At 49.3% G+C, this 19,857-nt stretch carries 20 protein-coding genes and 1 pseudogene; 13 read left to right on the top strand and 8 right to left on the bottom strand.

The features are described 5' to 3' along the window. The first annotated feature begins 28 nt into the window (after positions 1–28). Both B1728_RS32025 and B1728_RS32030 read left to right on the top strand, forming a co-directional pair. On the top strand, positions 29–421 hold the full coding sequence (locus B1728_RS32025) for a bactofilin family protein (RefSeq protein ID WP_079914505.1): 393 nt from the start codon (positions 29–31) through the stop codon (positions 419–421). 113 nt (positions 422–534) lie between these two features. Beyond that, the gene (locus tag B1728_RS32030) at positions 535–1,281 is read left to right on the top strand and encodes an HAD family hydrolase (protein WP_079914506.1); all 747 of its coding nucleotides are present in this window, start codon (positions 535–537) and stop codon (positions 1,279–1,281) included. Positions 1,282–1,342: 61 nt separating this feature from the next. Here the strand turns inward: B1728_RS32030 and B1728_RS32035 are convergent, their stop codons facing one another. Next, positions 1,343–2,896, bottom strand: a complete 1,554-nt coding sequence (locus tag B1728_RS32035; protein WP_079914507.1) for a DUF4153 domain-containing protein — start codon at positions 2,894–2,896, stop codon at positions 1,343–1,345. A 36-nt stretch (positions 2,897–2,932) separates the two neighbouring features. Beyond that, a complete protein-coding gene (locus B1728_RS32040) occupies positions 2,933–3,340 on the bottom strand; it encodes a hypothetical protein (RefSeq protein ID WP_079914508.1) in 408 nt (135 codons plus the stop codon). 165 nt (positions 3,341–3,505) lie between these two features. Between B1728_RS32040 and B1728_RS32045 the strand changes: the two genes are divergently transcribed. Both B1728_RS32045 and glmS read left to right on the top strand, forming a co-directional pair. Then, positions 3,506–5,302: an ABC transporter substrate-binding protein gene (locus tag B1728_RS32045; protein ID WP_079914509.1), complete on the top strand. Its 1,797-nt coding sequence runs from the start codon at positions 3,506–3,508 to the stop codon at positions 5,300–5,302. Between the two features lie 268 nt (positions 5,303–5,570). Further along, positions 5,571–7,400 (top strand): glutamine--fructose-6-phosphate transaminase (isomerizing), encoded by a 1,830-nt coding sequence (glmS, locus tag B1728_RS32050; protein WP_079914510.1) that lies wholly within the window; start codon positions 5,571–5,573, stop codon positions 7,398–7,400. A 314-nt stretch (positions 7,401–7,714) separates the two neighbouring features. On the opposite strand, the gene B1728_RS32055 is transcribed toward glmS, so the two are convergent. Then, the gene (locus B1728_RS32055; protein ID WP_306293562.1) at positions 7,715–8,569 is read right to left on the bottom strand and encodes an SDR family oxidoreductase; all 855 of its coding nucleotides are present in this window, start codon (positions 8,567–8,569) and stop codon (positions 7,715–7,717) included. Positions 8,570–8,734: 165 nt separating this feature from the next. On the opposite strand from B1728_RS32055, the gene B1728_RS32060 reads away from it, so the two are divergent. After that, entirely contained in the window at positions 8,735–9,088 is a 354-nt protein-coding gene (locus B1728_RS32060; RefSeq protein ID WP_256865603.1) for a winged helix-turn-helix transcriptional regulator, read from the top strand. A 300-nt stretch (positions 9,089–9,388) separates the two neighbouring features. Here B1728_RS32060 and B1728_RS32065 read toward each other — a convergent pair whose 3' ends face one another. Both B1728_RS32065 and B1728_RS32070 read right to left on the bottom strand, forming a co-directional pair. Continuing rightward, complete coding sequence (locus tag B1728_RS32065) at positions 9,389–10,369, bottom strand: BtrH N-terminal domain-containing protein (protein ID WP_079914512.1); 981 nt, start codon at positions 10,367–10,369, stop codon at positions 9,389–9,391. Continuing rightward, complete coding sequence (locus B1728_RS32070; RefSeq protein WP_079914513.1) at positions 10,353–10,922, bottom strand: PadR family transcriptional regulator; 570 nt, start codon at positions 10,920–10,922, stop codon at positions 10,353–10,355. Before B1728_RS32070 ends, B1728_RS32065 begins: the two co-directional genes overlap by 17 nt. 363 nt (positions 10,923–11,285) lie before the next feature. On the opposite strand from B1728_RS32070, the gene B1728_RS32075 reads away from it, so the two are divergent. From B1728_RS32075 to B1728_RS32090, 5 genes are all read left to right on the top strand, one after another. After that, positions 11,286–11,900 (top strand): TetR/AcrR family transcriptional regulator, encoded by a 615-nt coding sequence (locus tag B1728_RS32075; RefSeq protein ID WP_079914514.1) that lies wholly within the window; start codon positions 11,286–11,288, stop codon positions 11,898–11,900. Positions 11,901–11,908: 8 nt separating this feature from the next. Next, positions 11,909–12,247 (top strand): DUF1801 domain-containing protein, encoded by a 339-nt coding sequence (locus B1728_RS32080; protein WP_079914612.1) that lies wholly within the window; start codon positions 11,909–11,911, stop codon positions 12,245–12,247. Positions 12,248–12,305: 58 nt separating this feature from the next. Next, positions 12,306–12,818 (top strand): SRPBCC family protein, encoded by a 513-nt coding sequence (locus tag B1728_RS32085; RefSeq protein ID WP_079914515.1) that lies wholly within the window; start codon positions 12,306–12,308, stop codon positions 12,816–12,818. 162 nt (positions 12,819–12,980) lie between these two features. Further along, complete coding sequence (locus B1728_RS35970) at positions 12,981–13,211, top strand: hypothetical protein (protein ID WP_144028082.1); 231 nt, start codon at positions 12,981–12,983, stop codon at positions 13,209–13,211. Between the two features lie 283 nt (positions 13,212–13,494). After that, on the top strand, positions 13,495–14,481 hold the full coding sequence (locus B1728_RS32090) for a phosphotransferase enzyme family protein (protein WP_079914516.1): 987 nt from the start codon (positions 13,495–13,497) through the stop codon (positions 14,479–14,481). A 60-nt stretch (positions 14,482–14,541) separates the two neighbouring features. Here B1728_RS32090 and B1728_RS32095 read toward each other — a convergent pair whose 3' ends face one another. Then, positions 14,542–15,060, bottom strand: a complete 519-nt coding sequence (locus tag B1728_RS32095; RefSeq protein WP_079914517.1) for a dihydrofolate reductase family protein — start codon at positions 15,058–15,060, stop codon at positions 14,542–14,544. Between the two features lie 182 nt (positions 15,061–15,242). Between B1728_RS32095 and B1728_RS32100 the strand changes: the two genes are divergently transcribed. Further along, complete coding sequence (locus tag B1728_RS32100) at positions 15,243–15,605, top strand: winged helix-turn-helix transcriptional regulator (RefSeq protein ID WP_079914518.1); 363 nt, start codon at positions 15,243–15,245, stop codon at positions 15,603–15,605. A gap of 206 nt (positions 15,606–15,811) precedes the next feature. Next, a complete protein-coding gene (locus tag B1728_RS32105) occupies positions 15,812–16,354 on the top strand; it encodes a hypothetical protein (RefSeq protein WP_079914519.1) in 543 nt (180 codons plus the stop codon). A 124-nt stretch (positions 16,355–16,478) separates the two neighbouring features. Here B1728_RS32105 and B1728_RS32110 read toward each other — a convergent pair. Beyond that, positions 16,479–16,772 (bottom strand): annotated as a pseudogene (locus B1728_RS32110) (helix-turn-helix transcriptional regulator); the annotation flags it as partial. A gap of 431 nt (positions 16,773–17,203) precedes the next feature. Here B1728_RS32110 and B1728_RS32115 point away from each other — a divergent pair. Further along, on the top strand, positions 17,204–18,034 hold the full coding sequence (locus B1728_RS32115) for an alpha/beta fold hydrolase (RefSeq protein WP_079914521.1): 831 nt from the start codon (positions 17,204–17,206) through the stop codon (positions 18,032–18,034). Positions 18,035–18,086: 52 nt separating this feature from the next. Here B1728_RS32115 and B1728_RS32120 read toward each other — a convergent pair whose 3' ends face one another. Next, positions 18,087–19,673: a DUF5050 domain-containing protein gene (locus B1728_RS32120; protein ID WP_079914522.1), complete on the bottom strand. Its 1,587-nt coding sequence runs from the start codon at positions 19,671–19,673 to the stop codon at positions 18,087–18,089. Positions 19,674–19,857 lie beyond the last annotated feature (184 nt).

Here is a 19,857-nt window from a genome sequence, read left to right on the forward strand (position 1 = left end):
GGATGAATCCTAAGGAGGAGTCTTACTGATGGCCATGTTAAACAAAGCAAAGCCGCAGCGCCGTGCTGCGGGAACCGATACGTTAATCGGGGAAGGAACGTTATGGGAAGGAAGCTGCACGTCGGAAGCCGATATTCGCATTGAAGGCGAAGTCATAGGCGATCTGCGCATTTCCGGTGAAGTCGTTATCGGGGAAAAAGGCGTCGTCCGCTCGGACATTACCGCGAAGGACGTCACGATAGCTGGCAGACTCGAAGGGACGGTAAAGGCAGAGGGGGTCGTCCGAATTACCTCGACGGGTAAGCTGATCGGCACGGTCCAGGCCGGCTCGCTGATCATTGAAAAAGGGGCTGTCTTCCAGGGCACAAGCCAAATGAGCGACGGATCGGAAGATAGGATTTTCCCTTGTGCCGTGGTATAATGGGGCAAACTGACAGCTTAGGCATCTTTCGGCCGAAACGCTGTACGGCTCAATGCCCCATTGCTTGAGCCTGAATCGACCTACTTACTGACACGGAAAACGGAGACCCTTCTATGAACAAACAAACGATCCTTTTCGATATGGACGATACACTGCTGTACTGCAACAAATTTTTCGATATGGTGGTCGACCAATTTGCCGACTTGATGGAGATGTGGTTCCACACCTACCAAATTCCAATCGCGGAAATTAAACAAAAGCAGGCGGAAATCGATCTGCAGCGCGTAGAGCAATCCGGCTTCGCACCCGATCATTTCCCCCAATCATTTATGGATGCATACGAGTTTTTCTCCGATATGACAGGAAGACTCAAGAGCGAGCAGGAGCAGCGGCAGCTGCTGGAGCTCGGACGGTCCGTATATGGGCATGACATTGAGCCCTATCCTTTCATGTATGAAACATTAACGCAGTTAACCGAAGAAGGGCACGAGCTTCACTTGTACACCGGCGGGGTGCCGCAGGTACAGATGCGCAAGGTGACGGAAGCCGGACTGGAGCGTTTTTTTGGCGACCGCATTCACATCACCAGGCATAAAACGACCGAGTACCTGGATTCGATTATCCGCAACAACCGGCTTGACCGCAAAGCCACCTGGATGATCGGCAATTCGCTTCGCACGGACATTACCCCTGCGCTCAAAAACGGCATTCATGCGATCTTTATGCCTGCACTTCAAGAATGGGCCTACAATAACGTGCAGGTCGATACAGAACCGCAGGGAGCGTTCCTGACCTTGTCGTCCCTCGCGGAAATCCCGGATGCGATCCGCCGCTATACGGAAAACGCAGCGACCGGCTGATTCGCCTTGGAACCGGACGTCAGCTTCCGCTTCGTCCGGTTTCGTGCGGGATCGTTAGACATCACCTCTTCGATGACTTCTCCCAGCTTGCCAGTGCTTCGGCAGCCCTTTGTTGGGAGAAGTTGAATTCCACCCAGGAGCTCCGCTCCCCTCTTCGCAATCGTTCCTTCATGGCCTCCAACGCATCGGCCGTCTGCTCCATATCCGGATAGCTGCGCTGCAGCTCCAGCAAATAAGGAACCGCCTCATAGCTTAGCGAGCCCAAATAAGAGACATCAATTTTGCCCGTGGCTTCAAATCGCTGCAGATTGCTCGAAGCTACAACCGCATCGACCTGGATGTAATTCAACACCGTATAAGCTGTAATGGCAGCAATGGCATACGGCTGCAGCAGCCGAAAGCTGTCGTTCCACAGCTTGTATAGAGCAATAGCGAATAATACAGCAAGGAAGAGCATAAAGGCATGAACAAGCACTCTGGTGACCGTATAGCCGTAAGCCATCTCGTACATCGACAGCCGGAAGAAGGCGGAGCACAGCATTACGGCCGTACAGCCTACCAGCATGGCCAGAAGCGTGCGGAGCAGCCGGTCCAGCGCACGGATGGTTCGATCGACGGCATGAAGGGTTATCATCAGCAGCGTCAAATTCATCACGGTTACAATGACCAGCTCCGCAAAGCCCCGCCGCGCATATTCCGCATAGGTGACCCCATCCGGAAGCACGGCCGAGCCCCCGGCAAAGAAATAGGAGAACTGGACAACGGCAAACAGGATGTACACCGCATTCAGCATGATCAGGACGGTCGCCATAATAGTGCCGTCGATTCGTATAGGTCTGGAATACGGTACCGGAAGGCCCGGATCCCAGCCTTCCCCACTCCCTTCCTGCGCTAACGGAGGCATGCGCTGGATGTCTGTAAGCTTAGGCCTCGGATGCATCAATCCCCATACATATGCGAACAACGCAACGGTCATAAAGACAACCCAGCCGGCATTCCGCAGTAAATAACCGATGCGGATCTCGGCTAACAGCGCAGGCAGCCTGGACAGCGAGCGGTCGAACATCGTATCGGCGGACGCCAGCAAGGACCCGACCAGCAGCAGAATAGGAAGCGATACGACTATGCCGGCCATCACCTTCCACAGCTGCTGAGACCCCCTCCATTTCATAGTCCCTGACAGGATACGGGCGACCGATCGTACAGGCATTGGAACATACCGCATACTTTGAAAGAAAATCTGATCAAGCGCAGCCACTATAAGGCTTATGTCCAATCGGCGCGAATCCTTTCTGCGCACTAGCCATGTAGTATGTAAGACAATAAGACAAGGGATCAGCAACGCATTAAGCACGGTGAACAAAGCATTGGTAAATGCCGCATACGTGAACGAAAGCAGGCCGATTGGCAGCAGAAGCAGCCAGCTGCGGACTCCCCTCTCCGGTACAGCCTTGATAGACCAATAAAAATATAGGTAAAAGCACAGCGTAAACAACGGATACGAAAGTCCCCACTCCTTGTTGGAAAAAAGCAGGTAATGAATCCAGGCGCAAACCAGCGCTCCCGCCAAAACTATCATTTCCTGTTTATGCACCGATTGGTTCTCCGTCATCATGTTCCGGTTAACCTCCCTAACATTCGATTTCGTATTTTAATGAAACCAATGCTCCAGCTGCGCTCTCTCCCCGACATACTCGATAAAGGAAGAAGCCTTTAGCCGAAGAGCCTTCAATTCATTATCCTGCAGCTCCAGATCTACGGTTAAGGAAGAGATCAGGGAACACATTTGCAGCAGCCCGTGGTACGATGCGGGTACGAGCTCCAGCGCTTTGGCCACAATCTCCTGCTCGGAGGAAAGCCATGACGACTGGCCCCTCGCTCGCAAGTCAGTGTCCTTTTGCTCCTCTAACTCCAGATATAAGCTTGCATAAAACAGGACGGTCTGCGCCGTCTCCGCTATCGTCTCCCGCCCTATAGCCAGTTGGGATTCCTTAATAAACTGTTCGGTCCAATGCATTTGCAGCAGGCGGCTATCCGCCAAAACACTCCACGTATTCACTTGGTAACCTCCTTAAGAAAGCGGTTTGGTGTGACTACGGCTTTCTTTTTTTATTGTAGGCTGTAAAATAGGAATAAAAAGCGCAAGTTTGCAAATGGAAATTTCCTATTTTTGATTCCAATAAACGGTTATTCTTTTTATATATGAAATCATTGAGGTGAAACGATGAAACTAGCCAGCCATTATATAAGATTGCGCGAAAAGCTGCCGCATGTCGGCGAGCATCAGGAGCAGGACATTCTATTAGACGATATTGCGGCTATTCTGGACTGCACCCATCGCAATGCGGCTATGATTCTGAAAAAAATGAACGGCGAGGGCTGGCTCCAGTGGCTCCCCAAGCGAGGAAGGGGCAATCGCTCCTCTCTCTTGTTCCTGACGCCGACGGAAGATATTATTTTGCTGCTTGCCAAGGAGCTTGTGGAACGGAAGGATCTTCACGGGGCGCTGGAGCAGATGAACGTGTCTTCGATTCCCGACTCGCTGAAGGACCATTTTCACAGCTGGCTGAACGGGCACTTCGGGTACAGCAGCGAGGTTCGCGACAGCAAGCGGTTCGATACGCTCCGCTTTCCGTTGACCCAGCCTATCCAATCGCTGGACCCCGCATTTACGAATTTCTCCACGGAGGGGCATCTGGTCAATCAACTGTTCGACAGCCTGGTCCGTTACAACCGGCTGACCCAAACGATTGAGCCTCACTTGGCCCATGCCTGGGAATCCAGCGCCGATCGCTCGGCATGGACCTTCTATCTGCGCAAGGGCGTGATGTTCCATCACGGAAAGGAGCTGGCGGCTGAGGACATCCGCTTTACGCTGGAGCGCCTCAAGCAGTCAGAGGCCCGGTCCTTATACCGGTGGGTGTATAGGCAAATCGAGCGTGTCGATATCATCGATCCGTTGACGTTGACCGTCTATTTGACGGAGCCCAATGAGCTGTTCCTGCAATTTATGAGCACGAACCGCGCTTCCATCATTCCAAAGGACGCCTATGCCGGGTTTAGCACCGAAAAGGAAGGGAAAGAAGCGTTCGCGCGCGCTCCCATCGGCACCGGCCCCTTCAAGCTCACCTATCTGGACGATTCGATGTGCGTGCTGGATGCGTTCCCGACTTATTTTCAAGGACGGGCCCATCTGGACCGCGTCGAGCTGTGGCATGTTCCGGATATGCAGCAGCAGGACCGCTACCGGACGCTGGAAAGCTTTCAGATCATTCATAACTACCGGCTGCCGGATGAAGCGGAAAGCCCCTGGCATCAAGTTCAGCAGCAGGGTACGACCTGCAAGTTCGTCACGTTCAACCTGCTCAAGCAGGGGCCGCTCAAGGACCCGGCGATTCGCGAGGCGGTGTACGCCGCCCTAGACCAGCGCAAGCTGCTGGAGCTGCTGGACGGCGATGCTCTCTACGCTGCCGACAGCTTTATTCGGCACACTGCGATCAACCCGCCCGAATCCGATCTTGCTCAGGTGCGCAGTCTTATCAAGCAGTCGGGCTATGCAGGCGAACGCATCACTTTATGCACGATAACGCATTATGAACGGGATGCGCAGCTGGTCCAAACCCTCCTGCGGGAGGCGGGGCTGGCCGTGGAGCTGTCTCTGCTGCCCGTGGAGGAATTCAAGGGCGAACGCAGGCTGCAGGCGGACATGCTGCTCTTCTCGATCATGCTCGATAACGATACGGAGCTGAGACTCATCGATCTGTACAAAAGCATGCAGCACCACCTGGAGCCGGCATGCAAGGCCGCCGTCGAGCAATTCATCGCAGCAGCGCTGCGCGAGTCTCATCGGGAAGGACGGGCCGGACTGCTGCAAAGCATCGAAAGACGGCTTCGTGACGACCATGTGCTGCAATGGCTGTATTTCAAACGGCTCAAGACGATCTATCATTCCTCTGTCAAAGGAATATCTCTCGACTCTCTGGACTGGGTGCAGTTCAAAAATATATGGTATAAGCCGTAGCCAAGTCCGCCTCGGCTGAACGCGGCTCCTCCCTCCGCTTCCGCACAGAGTCCGGCCGGAATTCCTCTACAAAGAACGATGAAACAGAGCTGACGCAGAGGAATATGTTGAATTTTTGTTACATTTGTTCTTTAAAACGAAGTTTGTCCTAAGTCAGTAGTTGATTTTGCAGAATAATCAGGTATACTTGAGATAAATATTCGTTATAGAGAACGAATGTGCAATTTCACAGGCACAGCCTAAATAAGAACAGGGAGGAAGCCAAACCATGTGTGGTATTGTCGGGTATATCGGAAGCCGAGATTCGCAGCCCATTTTGCTGGAGGGGTTAAAAAAATTGGAGTACCGGGGGTATGATTCCGCCGGATTAGCGGTGCACACGTCCGAGGGGCTTCATATCGCCAAGTCGAAAGGAAGAATTCAGGAGCTGGAATCGAGACTCGAGCACCAGCCGCTCGTCGGCTTTGCAGGCATCGGGCATACCCGTTGGGCTACGCACGGCAAGCCGTCGGATGAGAATTCGCACCCCCATGCCGATAACAGCATGAAAATATCGGTTGTACATAACGGAATCATTGAAAATCATCAGCAGTTGAAAGAAGAGCTGGAGCAGCTAGGGCATCAGTTCTTGTCGGAAACGGACACCGAGGTGATCAGCCATCTCATCGCCCATTATTATAACGGCAGCCTGGTTCAAGCCGTTCAACAGGCGGTCAGCCGCATTCGCGGAGCCTATGCCATCGTCGTTCTGTCCGAGCACGAGCCGGATAAGCTGATCGCGGTTCGCTGGGCAAGCCCGTTAATTATCGGCGTCGGCAACGGCGAGAATTTCATCGGGTCGGATATTCCCGCCATTCTCGAATATACGCGGGACGTCTACATTCTGGGCGATGGAGAGATGGCGGTCATCTCCCGGGATACGGTGGAGCTGATGACGCTTGAAGGGAATTTTATCGCCAAGCAGTTGTTCCGTATCGACTGGGATATTATGATGGCGGAAAAAGGCGGCTACGATCATTTCATGCTCAAGGAAATTTACGAGCAGCCTCGCGCATATCTGGATACGATGAGAAGCCGGATCGAGGAAGACAGCCAACAAGTCGTTCTTCCTGAAGTGAAGATCTCCCCGGAGTCGCTGCGGGAGGTCGGTCACATTCACATCGTAGCTTGCGGAACCGCCTACCATGCAGGCCTTGTCGGCAAGGCCGTCATCGAACGGCTAACCCGCATTCCTGTGGAGGTCGATGTCGCATCCGAATATCGTTACCGTCAGCCGGTCATTCGCGATAATACGCTGGTTATCGTCGTCAGCCAATCGGGTGAAACCGCGGATACCCTGGCGGCCATGCGCGAAGCGAAGCAGTGCGGAGCCCAGGTAGTGGCGATAACCAACGTCGTCGGCAGCTCCGTCGCAAGGGAAGCCGATCATGTGATCTTCACCTGGGCAGGCCCGGAAATCGCCGTAGCTTCGACGAAAGCCTATACTTCGCAGCTCATTGCCTTCTATCTGCTGACGCTCTATATTTCGCAGAGCCTGGATACTTCTAACGCTCATGAGCTCATTGAGCTTCTGGAAGGGCTGAAGCAGCTGCCCGGACAGGTCGAGGCCATGCTGAAGCAAATCGAGCCTATCGTTCAAACGGCCAAGCAAATCGCGGCCTATGACGACCTTTATTTTATCGGACGCGGCCTCGATGCCATGGTGGCACAGGAAGCGTCGCTTAAGCTGAAGGAGATTTCCTACATCCATTCGGAGGCTTATCCCGCCGGCGAGCTCAAGCACGGATCGCTTGCCTTAATCGAAGAAGGCACGCCGGTGATTGCGATCGCTACCCAGGAAGCGCTGCTGGAAAAAACGATCAGCAACATGAAGGAAGTCAAAGCCCGCGGAGCCTATGTCATCGCTGTCGCGATGGAAGGAAACACGGAGATCGTCAAGGCTGCCGATGAGGTCCTCTATATTCCGCGTACCCATGCCCTGCTGACACCGGCATTGTCGGTCATCCCGCTGCAGCTGCTTGCGTATTACGCTGCCTTAACACGGGGCAATGATGTAGACAAGCCGAGAAATTTGGCTAAAAGCGTGACGGTTGAATAGATTTAAAGAGCAGTCCCGGTGATGATGTTGACTGTGAATAAAGTTGTTTAATGTTGCGAAATGAAGGATTGAAAATATGAAGAAGGTTGTTGGGATTACAACGCAGTTCTTTCATAATTAATTTGTAGCAGCAAGGCACCGAGCCACTGAGTTGATCAGTGGCGCGGTGCCTGTTGTTTATATGATTCATGCTTGAATCTCTGTGCCGTTTTTGAATGTGAATCGGATGTTCAAAACCAGCTTCGCTAAGAATCTGTCGTAGTTTCGCCGTTAGACCCATTATGGTGAACCGTTAGTAACGGCAAGTTAATCATTTACCCAAGCAAGGAACGGATCGCTTCTTCTAGCGGAGTAGGCGGATGGCCTAGCAGTTGCTCCAGATCGTTGCTTACCACTTCCAGCTCTCCTGCGCCGATCTGGTTCTGCATATCAGCCAACATATCGGCAACCGGTTGCGGCAGTCCTGCTTGACTCAGTATGTTGCCGTATGCCTCTGGATCGACATATTGCACCTGCACAGTCCGACCCATAGCGGACGCGAATATCGCCGACAATTCCTCTTGCGTTAAAGGCTTGCCCGTCAATTCGTAAACGGCGTTCTCGCGTCCGTGTCCGGCAAGCACTTTAGCCGCCGCTTCGGCATAATCGCGGCGAGTAGCCCAACCCGTCTTGCCTTCTCCCGAAGCGATGACCCATGGTCCGCCGTTCAGAACCGTCTGGAATGTGGCCATTTCATTTTCCAAATACCAGTTATTGCGCAGTATGACATACGGAATACCCGATTGCAGGATCGCTTCCTCCGTCTTCTTGTGGCTTTCGGCAAGCGTCAATTTGCTGTTGGTCGCATTTGAAGCGCTTGTGTACGCAATAAAGCCGACATTCGCTTCTTTTGCCGCTTTGATGACTGCCGTCTGCTGACTGACCCGGTTGACAATGTCTTCCGTCGAGATCATAAGCAGGCGATCAATACCGGCGAAAGCCGTTACTAAAGAGTCGTAGTCATTGAAGTCTGCTGTACGGACATCGATACCGCGTGCGCTAAGATGCTCGGCCTTCTTCGGATCGCGTACGCTAACGGCGACCTGCTTCATAGGTACGAGCTTCAGTAATTCTTCTACGACTAATCCTCCAAGATTACCTGTTGCTCCGGTGACCAATATTTTCATCATTGTTCCCTCCATCTTGTGTTCGAGTCAAAGATAATTTGCCTTGAGCAATAACTCATTACGTATTTTATAGGGTTCTATGGTATTATAAATATCATACGTAATTTATAACAAGTACGATATTTTAGTATCGTAGGTATCCAAGAAGATACTATAGAGAGGTGCTTTATGGCTGATATTATGGGGAAGAACATAGGCATTCAAGGCTGTCCGTTTTTTACGGTTCAGAAGCTGCTGGCGGGAAAATGGGCCTTGGTTATCTTGTATTTTTTGAGCGAGGAGACGCTGAGGTTTAATGAGCTTCAGCGCAAACTGGACAACTTGACACATGCAACGCTTGCGAAGCAGTTAAAGTCATTAGAGCAGTCGGGCTTAATCATTCGTAAGGAATATGCTCAAATCCCGCCCAAGGTGGAATACTCACTAAGCGAACTCGGCCGAAAGCTGCAGCCTAGCTTGAACTCGCTTTTCGAATGGGGCGGTGAATATATGGAATATACGAGCGGCAAACAAATGAACTAAAGCATGCGGGGGATTCGATTGTTTTTTGCTGAACGGAAGAATGATGATGAACGGCGGCGGTGTTATTTGCCGTCGGCGCTGTCGCATATGCAATTTTTAGGCGCTGTTCAGTACTATCTGCAGTAACCGGGAACTCACGATCAGTGATTTAAACTCAAATCGTAGAACTAACGGTGAAGGTTAGTTCAATGTAGCAACGGCAGTCAAGGACTATATTTTCTTGTCCTTGTCTGTCGTTGTTTCAATTTCTATAGTCAGTCTAAAGCTTAATATATGAATTTTGACGGTAATTCCAATCGGTTATAACAATAACTCCATGGCTGTGCGTTCTTTTTCCGCTATCTCGAGCAACAGCTTTGATGCATGCTGCAGCTCCTGAAGGCTCCCTTTTCTTCCCGCATGGTCGATCGAAGCAGAGACATCGACCCATAATGGGGCGATTTCCGTAAACAAACGGCAGGCTTGTTCAATCTTCGGGTCCTCCAGCTGATCGACGCATTCTTTCAAGAAATCCCGGTACAAATTCCGAAACAAAGCTCCACCTGTTCCCGCTCGTTCCATCAGCATCGCGATCAGGGATAGATCCTGTTCGGGATTTTTGACACGAGAAGGCCATTTCAGAATTTCGCTGCTCATCCTGACGATGCCTTTATTTCCGATATTGCGAATAGGCGGATTTAAGTAGTCAGACGCATTGTTGGCTAAGGCAGCACGTATAGCTGGAATAAGCGGGGGCAAGGCGCCGATGGGCTCGAGCGTAAAAGAACGATTCCGCGAACTCATGGGCCCCTTAGCATTTCTGGCCAAACCCAGGCTTGTCAAACGCGTCTCTACCAGACCGCCTTGCTGTCTGGTGTCGGCCATGTAGGCATATTCATCATTGTAGCCGTATAGGACCGCATAGTGACCGGCAAAGTGAACCTTGTTCGTGAAATAATCCAAGTAATAGGAATCCAACTTCAGCCCGACTGGTATTCCGCGATCGATGCAATGCCGTACGTTATTCCAGGCTTTGTCGACGGATGACGTTTCTTGATTGTTGACGGTCAAACCCAGCCTAATAGCAAGGTTGGCCGTCAGTATATCTGGTTTTACCCTTCCTCCGATGAAAGGAACATCCATTCCTTTCGAATCCCAATAAATGAATCCTAGCCCTTGCCCTAGTCCAAAAAGCATCGGTTCCGATAGCCGGACTTCCGCAAATTGCAGTAAATTGCCTAAGGCAGTTGTCTCACAATGATCTCCTTGGTAAGGGACGAATCCTTCAACAATGCTTCCCATATTCCCCTGACTCCCCCATTAATTCGTTGATTAGATTGGAAACGAATTTGCGTTCACTGTCGATCAAGATGATCGGATGCAGGAACAGCGCTCTTACGTTCAGCGGCAAATGGTCGCAGCCTTGTGCTTCGTACTTCTGCCGTATTTTTGTTTCAGCAGCTCTGAGAAAATCCAGCCTAGCCCGAAGAGCGGCGATGGCCTCGTCTTTTCCGATTAGAGGCAAAGCAGCCAGTCCGAGATCGAAGCGGATGTCGCGCTCCCGTGATGACGACAGACTGTCAACAATTTCATTTTTTAATCTGTTCATACCGCTTTCGGTTAGAGCAAACTGGGTCGGAACGGGTCCTTTGCCGAACTTACTGTCGGGTCCATCGGAAACGATCCATCCTTTGGTGCTCAATTTCTTCAGTCCTGTATAAATTGATGTCGTGCCGATATTTGCCCATTCCCGATAACCTCGATGATTGACCATCTTCATAATATCGTACCCCGAAACATGACGGCACTCAGCGACCAATTGCAGCAGTATAAATTCTACGTTCGATAAATGCATGCGGGACTCCTCAGATCATTTTATTCCACATATGTAATATATCACTAGTGTAATATAAGATCAACATCCGAACAGAGGATGGAAATACGGTGGCTGTCGCTGTTTCTATTTTCGGGCACAGTCTAATACTTTACTTTTCTCAAAACAACGGGCAGGATAGCTACACATCAACAGGAAGCCTGCTCAGCAAGTGCTTCGATAAATCTTGCATACATGGGCCATTACTATACAGTTTTACGACTTACGGGAGGTTTTTTCATTACAAACGAGGTGCAGGCCTCTTGACGATAGGTTAAATTTGGAATAAAATAATGTCAGTCACCACTGACAGACATTTTGCAATCTGCAGAAAGGGAGATGATCATGCGTCAAACTAAGCAAGAGAGCGCGGAGAAATTGTTACGGGCTGCGATCGACCTAATTTCAGAGAAAGGCTACCACAGCGTCACGACAGAGGAAATCGCCTCATCTGCCGATTTAAGCGAAAAGACGCTTTTTCGACATTTCGGTAGCAAGCAAAATTTGCTGGAAGCCGCCCTTGAAAGATTTCATTATGCCGAAGAGATGCGAGCACTCTTCAATGAGCAGATTGTATGGGAGTTAGAAGCCGACCTTCTAAGCATCAGCAAAAAATATCATGACATCATGAACCGAGACCGAAAGCTGATTCTGATCGCCTTAAAAGATGAGGTCCATATCCCCGGCTTTAAAGAACGCCGACTGCAGCATCCCCGCCAACTGTTGACGTTTCTAACAGATTACTTCATTACGATGAGCGAGAAAGGAAAAATAACTTGTTCGAACCCCACTATGCAGGCGTTTACATTCATGATGGCTCAATATGGCGCGTTCATTAACGATTTGGAAGCTGGTAACAATTATCCTGGTATCAGTCTCGATCAGTTCATACAAGAGAACGTGAAAATCTTCGTCAGTTCTCTAACTCTTTCCAAAACAAACTGTGAAAAGGAGCTGTAAAAGAAATGATGAATCAGGAAGTTTCCGCATTTATCGAGAACCTTGATCAACCATGGAAAATCGAGGTCAGCAACCAACTACGCCAGATGGTACACCAGGTTATACCGGAAGCCGAAGAACGCATTCAATACAAAAAGCCCCATTTCCTGAAACACGGACATTATGCAGCGGTTATATCACCATCGAAAGATGCCATTGCATTTATGATCATGAATGCTTCCGGCCTTACGTTTCCGAAAGGATTTGAAGGGCCCGACGAGAGGAAATGGCTAAAAATCCGTAAAGAAGATACACCCGAGTACGGTCTCCTGGCCAATCTGCTGGTTCAGGCTTCAAGCACTCTGTAGCAAGCTTTCACATTTATCATTGGGCATAGTTTCCCTTCAAAATTAAAGGAGGATTGTCATGGATAACGGTCTGAAACAATCGTTTGAAATTGTTATTACGCGTGTATTCGATACCCCTCGCGAACTTGTATTTAAAGCATGGACAGAGATCGGGCATTTCGCGAAATGGTGGGGACCAAAGGGTTTCGCCCTCGAAGTCGTTAAAATGGACGCTCGATCAGGTGGCGAGTTTTTAGGCTTTCAGACGTCTCCCGACGGAAATCACGTCATGTGGGGAAAATTTGCATACCAAGAGGTTGTCGAACCTGAGAAAGTGGCTTTTATCCAATCCTTTTCCGATGAGCAAGGCAATACGATCCGAGCGCCTTTTAGTGCGAACTGGCCTCTTGAAGTTATGAATATCATCACGCTAGAAGATGACGAAGGTAAAACTGTATTAAAACTGAAAGGTGGCCCTGTGAACGCATCCGCTGAGGAACAAGAAGCCTACAACGGTATGGCACCAATGCTTCAACAAGGTCTTGAGGGCACTTTCGATCAACTTGCTGATTATCTTGTCTCCCTAAAGTAGAAAAGCGATAAAAAAGTTAATCGACCAAAAATAACTTTAATCACTTTGAACCATTACGTTTCAGCTAAACGGGTATGTTAGTTCAATCAAACAGCGGCAGTCTAGGACTTTATTTTTCAGCCTTAGACTGCCGCTGTGTCTGTTTCAAAAAGGACAAAGTCTGTGGTTACTTCAGCGGGTTGGGAAGTAAACTTCGGCTATCAATGGTCTGGCTTTTCGCCGCTAGTTGGTGGAGTTTTAAGTCTGTTTGATTTGAAGAGCTGCTATTTCGAGGTGCATTACTTGTCAGCCGATCCGCTGGTTTGGTGTCCGGTTGGAATTGTTCTCCCGGCAGCCGCATTTGGGGCTTTTATTAATGATCAATTAATCAAGTACAAAATCGTATTGCATTGAAGTATGTGCCGGTAAAGCAGGGTTCGAATTCCAGGGAGTAAATAAAGAACATGAAAGTACAAGTCGACTCTTTTAAAATACGGGATTTACATATTAAGCACGCCTAATATGTAGATCCTTTTATTTTTCGCGACTTAGGATAAAAAGCATTACCAAGGATCGATGGATGCGCTAACGGTCAGGGAAGTTTGGTTTTAGCTTTTTTCTCCCAGAAAGGCTGTGCATGCTTATGATAAGCTGTAATGAAATGGATAAACTTTTTTCATAAGGGGCGATGCAGCTAATGATGAAATTGAGGTATCTTTTCAATAATGCAGACTTGGCGGAAATGGTTTTAAAAAATTGGCACTACGATGAGGATTCGATAGGGATGTTTAAGCATTATCGCATATCGTCAAACGCCATTTATCCGTTTAAATCGGAGGGTAAGACCCATCTATTACGTTTTGCACCCAAATCGGAAAAGGTAAAATCGAACATATTGGCGGAACTTGATTTTATTTCGTATTTGCATAGCAAGCAGTATGGAGTTTTAGAATCGGTTGCATCAAAGCATGGCGAAGAGCTTGTGGAGGTGCTAACTCCTTGGGGGGAATACTATTCCTCCGTATTTAAGCGTGTTTCCGGTGTTCAGCTTAGTAATACCGATATAAGTGACAGGATCCTATTCAGCTATGGAAAAGCTCTAGGCAGGCTCCACCAGCTTTCAAGTCAATATGTACCCGGCCGATACGAAAGATGGTCCTATATGGATGTTCTGAGCTGGATTCAGAATGTGCTCATGGAATTTCCGGAAGAGACGGAAGCCTTACATGAGGTGAAGTTACTTCGAGAATTTTTTGATACGATCCCGAAATCCAGCAGCAATTATGGGCTCATTCATTATGATTTTGAATGTGATAATGTATTTTACGATGAAGAAACCGAATCATGTAATGCAATAGATTTTGATGACGCTATGTATCACTGGTATGCGATGGATATTGAACAGGCGCTCAATCATTTGCAGGAGCACATCTCCTATGAACTAATGGAACAGAAGAAACAATGCTTTATAGACGGTTACTTGACAGAATATGCTATCCCATATCATTTAGATGAGCTTTTACCAGCATGCAGACGATTTGCTAATTTATACGGCTATGCAAGGATTTTAAGAGCTGCTGAAGAGAAGTGGGATCATGAGCCTGACTGGATGATGAATTTGAGGAAAAGACTGAAAAAAAGGCTGAAAGAAGCATCTACTTCCTTCGGAATTCCACTCTTTTGAGAAATAATGACCCCTCAAAAAGGGGTCATGGCGAAAGGGAAAGAGAATCGGCATAAACTTCTAGGACACAGTTCTATCGATCGCATAGCGCAGTTGAACGACGCCGCTGCCTAGGGGCTTGCAGTCCAGCAGCTGCACAGGCTTAAAACAATAGTTATCTTTGTCAATCAAGAGATTTAGTCCTCTACCTTCCAATACAGGTGCCACGTTGAAAATCACTTCGTCTACAAGTCCCAGACCCAGGAATGAATTGTGAATATCTGCGCCTCCGCTAATAAGAGCGGTCTGATGGCCTCTCTCCCCCAGGTAGTCCAAGGCTTCCTCCGGCGATCTTACAACCTTTACCCCCGGAATTTCCGCGGCGCTTTTAGAAACTACCACGATATCGATATCGGCAAAGGGCCCCGGTCCGCCGTTACCGCGCATTCCTTCGAAGGTTCGGCGACCGACAATGAAATTCCCTGCAGCTTTGGCATGTGCAAAGAAGTCGTCCAGCGATTCTTTTTTCGGCGGATTTTCGGGACCGGATTGAGCATAATTGCCGTTGGCGGTTAACGTTGCCCATACAATGTTTTTCATATTTTTATTCCTCCTCATATTCGTTGCGATAGTGCTCGGATAGCTGCTGCCACCCGCTCCGAACGTTCTTCTTGAACTTCATGTTGTTCCTTCCTTCACATCTTAATGGATCTATGCTACATTTGAAAAGTAGTTACATTTAAGTGCAATAGTTTCAAAAAATAAACTACGGAGTGATCATAATGATGGATCGATCCTGTCCCGGTACGGTTGAACCTATCCTGGAAATCTTGGATAGCAAATGGATGCTTCTTCTCTTATTTGAGCTGTTCAACGGGAATCAGCGTTTTGGTGAGCTGCGCCGTAAACTGCAGCCGATTAGTCCTAAAACCTTGACCGATCGCTTGCGGCTGTTGGAGGAAAAAGGAATCGTCACGCGCACCCTTTATCCAGGCGTACCCCTGCACGTCGAATATGACCTTACCGAGAGCGGTAAGGCGCTGCAGCCGATTTTTGAAGCGATGTGGACGTGGACCCAAGAGCATGGCGCATCTCTACGGAACAAGACGAACGAGAGGGATCAAGAGGCAGATCGGGTAATGTGAATCGGAACGAAGATATGATTCAATCAAGAGGATACACCAAAACGCATTGTCAGCAAGAGCAGCAGTGCGTTTTTGGGGTGTGCCGCCGTTTCCTTCAAAGGACAAGATCACAGTAGCCTGGATGCTCTCCTTGTCAAGTAGGAAGCTGCCGCATAGAGCACGAATGATATAGGCGCACATACATTAGGCAGAAGGAGGAAACGGAGATGAATTCTTTAGTTCGAACGGTTAGCAGCATTCCATGGCATCGCCTGACGACCGCCTATGGAAGAGGAACGGACATACCACAGCTCCTGGAAACCAGGCAATATGAGGAACTGGCCAATTTGATCGAGCATCAAAGCACCTTATGGCAGACGACGCCCTGGGTATTGCTTATGCTTCTACAGGAGCTGGTAAAACAGGAGCCGGAGAAAGTCTCACCGGAGGAAATAGAGCTCTACTTGGCTGTTGCTTCAGCTATTACCGTGGATCACATGAGCTCACAAGATACGGTTGAGACGATGAACGAACTGCTGGACGAAACATACTTATGGCCGGAGAATGATGAAGAAGACGAATTAAGTTGGGAGGAAGAGGAGCCGCCGGGATATGAGAAAAAGCCCTTTTTCAGCTATTATTATTTCAGTTATGTATTGCTGAAAGATGCAGCCCCCGTTTTCATCGCCATAATGAACAGTAATGATCAGCTTGCTCCTGCTATTCGAGAGCTGCTGCGTATGCTCGAGCTAGAGGCTGTCAGTGAATAGAATGGACGAGACGGCATTAAAGGATCTGGTGAGATCACACATCACACAGTGAAACCGGCCTAAAAACCGGTCTGGTTTCACTTTGCTGATTCGTGCTGCGCCCCCCACTTATCGATTTCTGAAATCAATTTGTACTTTTCTGCTTTTTATATGTTAACGGTGTCATGTGCATTGATTTTCTGAATTGATGGATGAAGTAGCTTGTACTATTGAATCCTACCTGGTAAGCAGCATCCGTGATATTGTTCTCGGGCTGCTGCAGTAAAATCAGGCTTTTTTGAATGCGGTATTCCATCACATAATTCAAAAGCGCCGTCTTTAGAAACCGTTTGAAATACCGGCAGCATTCGGACCTGCTCAATTGTCCGGCCCTCGCTATCTCCTCCAAACTTATCCTCTCGGCAAAATGCAGATGAATCCGCTCTTTTGGGAAGCTTAGAGCCACTAGCAGCTGTAGCAACAACCGTCTTTTGGTTGAAGGATTCCTTCGGCTGGTTTCAATGGATCGGAACCTTTTGCATCATGGCTATGATGCTTATCTTGGCTTTTAACAGGGATGCTTCATCAAACCGTTAGCAGCTCCATTCTTACATCAAAACTTATCATTTTTCATGTACAAGCAGTCGATCTTTCGGCTGCTTTTGTTCTACCTTGATTGCAGCCTATTAAGATCATTACTCAAACCGATCGATTGCATCGGAATCTCGTGATTGTTGCTTCATGGCGGGAAAGGTACACTTTGGATATAACAAACAACACCATCGAGCCAGCTTACATGGTTTCAACCGTTGTTAGTTGGAAGCTTGCAAGTCCATCATTTCAGCCATTAATGCTTGGGAGGTTTTCGTTATGCCATATGTGGAAACTAAAGATTCGACGCGGCTTTTTTATAAGGATTGGGGTTCCGGCAAGCCTGTCGTGTTTATTAGCGGATGGGGGCTCAGCTCCGAAATGTGGAACTATCAGATGATAGATTTAAGCACTCAGGGCCTTCGATGCATTGCGTATGACAGACGGGGGCATGGACGATCGGACGATCCGGGACAGGGCTATATCTACGATACCCTCGCTGATGATCTATCTTCACTCCTAGAACACTTGGATCTTCACGATGTGATGCTTGTTGCCCACTCTATGGGCGGTGGAGAGCTGGTTCGGTATTTGACACGCTACGGAAGCGAACGTGTTAGCCGCTGCGTATTTATAGGAACCGCATTGCCCTACCCGTTGAAGACAGAGGATAACCCAATGGGATTCGATAGAACCACGGTGGAGATGACTCGATCCGAATGGAGAAGGGACTTCCCCCGGTGGGTGCAAGAGAATGCAGCTCCCTACTTCGGCGGAGGGCTGCCGGGCTGCTCGGTTTCTCCCGAATTGACGGAATGGACGAAATCGGATATGTTCCGAACGTCGCACAAAGCGATTCTCGATTGCAATCAAGCGCTCATCGAGACGGATTTTCGCGCTGAGTTACGGGAAATATCGCTGCCCTCCCTCATCATTCACGGGGATAGCGACCGCTCTTTTCCCGTAGAGATATCCGGGATGATAGCTGCGCAGCTTCTGCCCCATAATCGCTTTATCGTATATGAGAACGGTCCTCATGGACTCTACATCACCCATATGGAACGTTTAAATAGCGATCTTTGGTCCTTTGCGCTAGAGAGGCAGTCCTAGCAAACTAGGGCTGCCATTCGGCAGCCCTTTTGCTGAGACATCCGTTTCCCTTTCAACGAATGAGTTCTATCGAGGAATCCCTTGAATCCTGGAGCAAAATCCCCTCGTCGGACGTGAGTACACGAGAGATCGGATCTGCCACGCTCAGCAGCAAACGGCCTGAGCTGTCCAGCAGTACGATGCCGTAGTCCTCCTGTTCGCCAAACCTGCAAACGAGTCGATCATTCAGCACTTGAACACCAGCAACTGGCGTCGTCCATACGCGCGGGTCTTCCCCGTTCGGATCAGCCTGGTACAGCTCGAAGCGGTTCGCTTCCTTCTTGATTGTATAGAAGACGTTGCCGCCAATGCTGTCGAACCATGACACCGCATGGTCTGACAGGCTCTTCTCGCCGCCCGTACCATCCAGCGCCGATGAGTATAGCCTGCCGTCCTCGTCTTTTACATAGTACAGCTTGTTATCGATGATCCGGAATCGGCTGACACCGAAGTCGATGATCTTCTCAGTCTTATTCGTCTTCAAGTTGATTTTATAGAGTTTATTGGTGTCAGAGCTGCTGCGGGAAGCAAGCACGAACACATCCTCTCCATGGACAGCAAGGAGGGAAGCTGCGTCACGCGGAGCTCCTAACGAGGTACCGTCGGACATAACTGCATACATCAGATCCGCGTCACCTACACGTTTACCGCTCGTCTTTTCCTCGCCCGGCTGCGACAAATAGAGATTGCCGCCCTCAAACGCTGAAGCGCCCAAATTCATGACTAATGTTCCTAACGGCGTCTCGCGGAAATCAAGGTAGCCTTGGTGTACCAGCTCCGCTTTCCCGTCGTCACCGATTTTCACGAACTCATCGTGACCCATTATTCCTCCCCCGAGGTGGTAGGTAAACCAAAGGGCATTGTCACGGATTTGAAAGGATACTTGCTTTTGCAGCCCTTGTGAGGTTTGGATGCTATAGGAATAGAGCTCTTCCTTGGCTGACGGCTGCTGCACAGGAGCCCGGTATATGTGATTCGTCGTACCCGTCGTCTCGACAAAATAAATATAGCCTTTGTAAAGGGCAACATCGTTCTCCCCGGCATCGGCAGGAAGGCCGATCGTTTGCAGCTGCGGATTATGGGATAAGATGCTAAGGCCGCTTCTGTTGTCCCAACGGTAATCCCATCCGAATTCGTCATGCGCAAAGCGCCAGGTCAATGGAAAATACGTCACATCCCGGAAGCTTAACAAGGGATATTCCTCTTTGGAATTGTCGATCGTCTTGCCGTTGATCGTGACGGCCGATGCGGGAACCTCTGCCGTGTATGCGGCCGCGTTGCGGCGATCGGACTGATAAGGCGCGTACGAAGAGGCCACACGGCTCTGCTTAATGTTCAAGCCGTCGTTCGGCGACCAAGTCTCCTCCAAACCGAGCAATCTTGAATCATACCACGTCATCGGCACATACGTGATATCGCGATAAACCAGCAGCGGGTATTCACGGTACTGATTTTCCACCGTATGACCGTTCAAATTCACTGTAAAATCCGGCAGCGTGACCCTCACGCTTGCATCAGCCGCTTGACTATGCCCCGCAGGCGCCAACAAGCTCATGCACAATGTAAACATAATCGTATAGCTAACCCATTTTGGCCTCATCACAACGTCATCTCCTCTCTGTTGATTTAAACGCAGGTCGTGATTAAAAGTTACTGTTCCTCATTTTACCACCCGAACCGCCGATAATTTGGATGTTCAATGTCGGTTCCCTCCATTGTATCTCGGAAAATGAAGTACGAAAAAAAAGGGATCTTATCCCAGGAGACTGGATCGGCTCGGACGC

The organism is Paenibacillus sp. 32352 (assembly GCF_002042965.1).
GTDB classification, from domain to species: Bacteria; Bacillota; Bacilli; order Paenibacillales; family NBRC-103111; genus Paenibacillus_S; species Paenibacillus_S vulneris.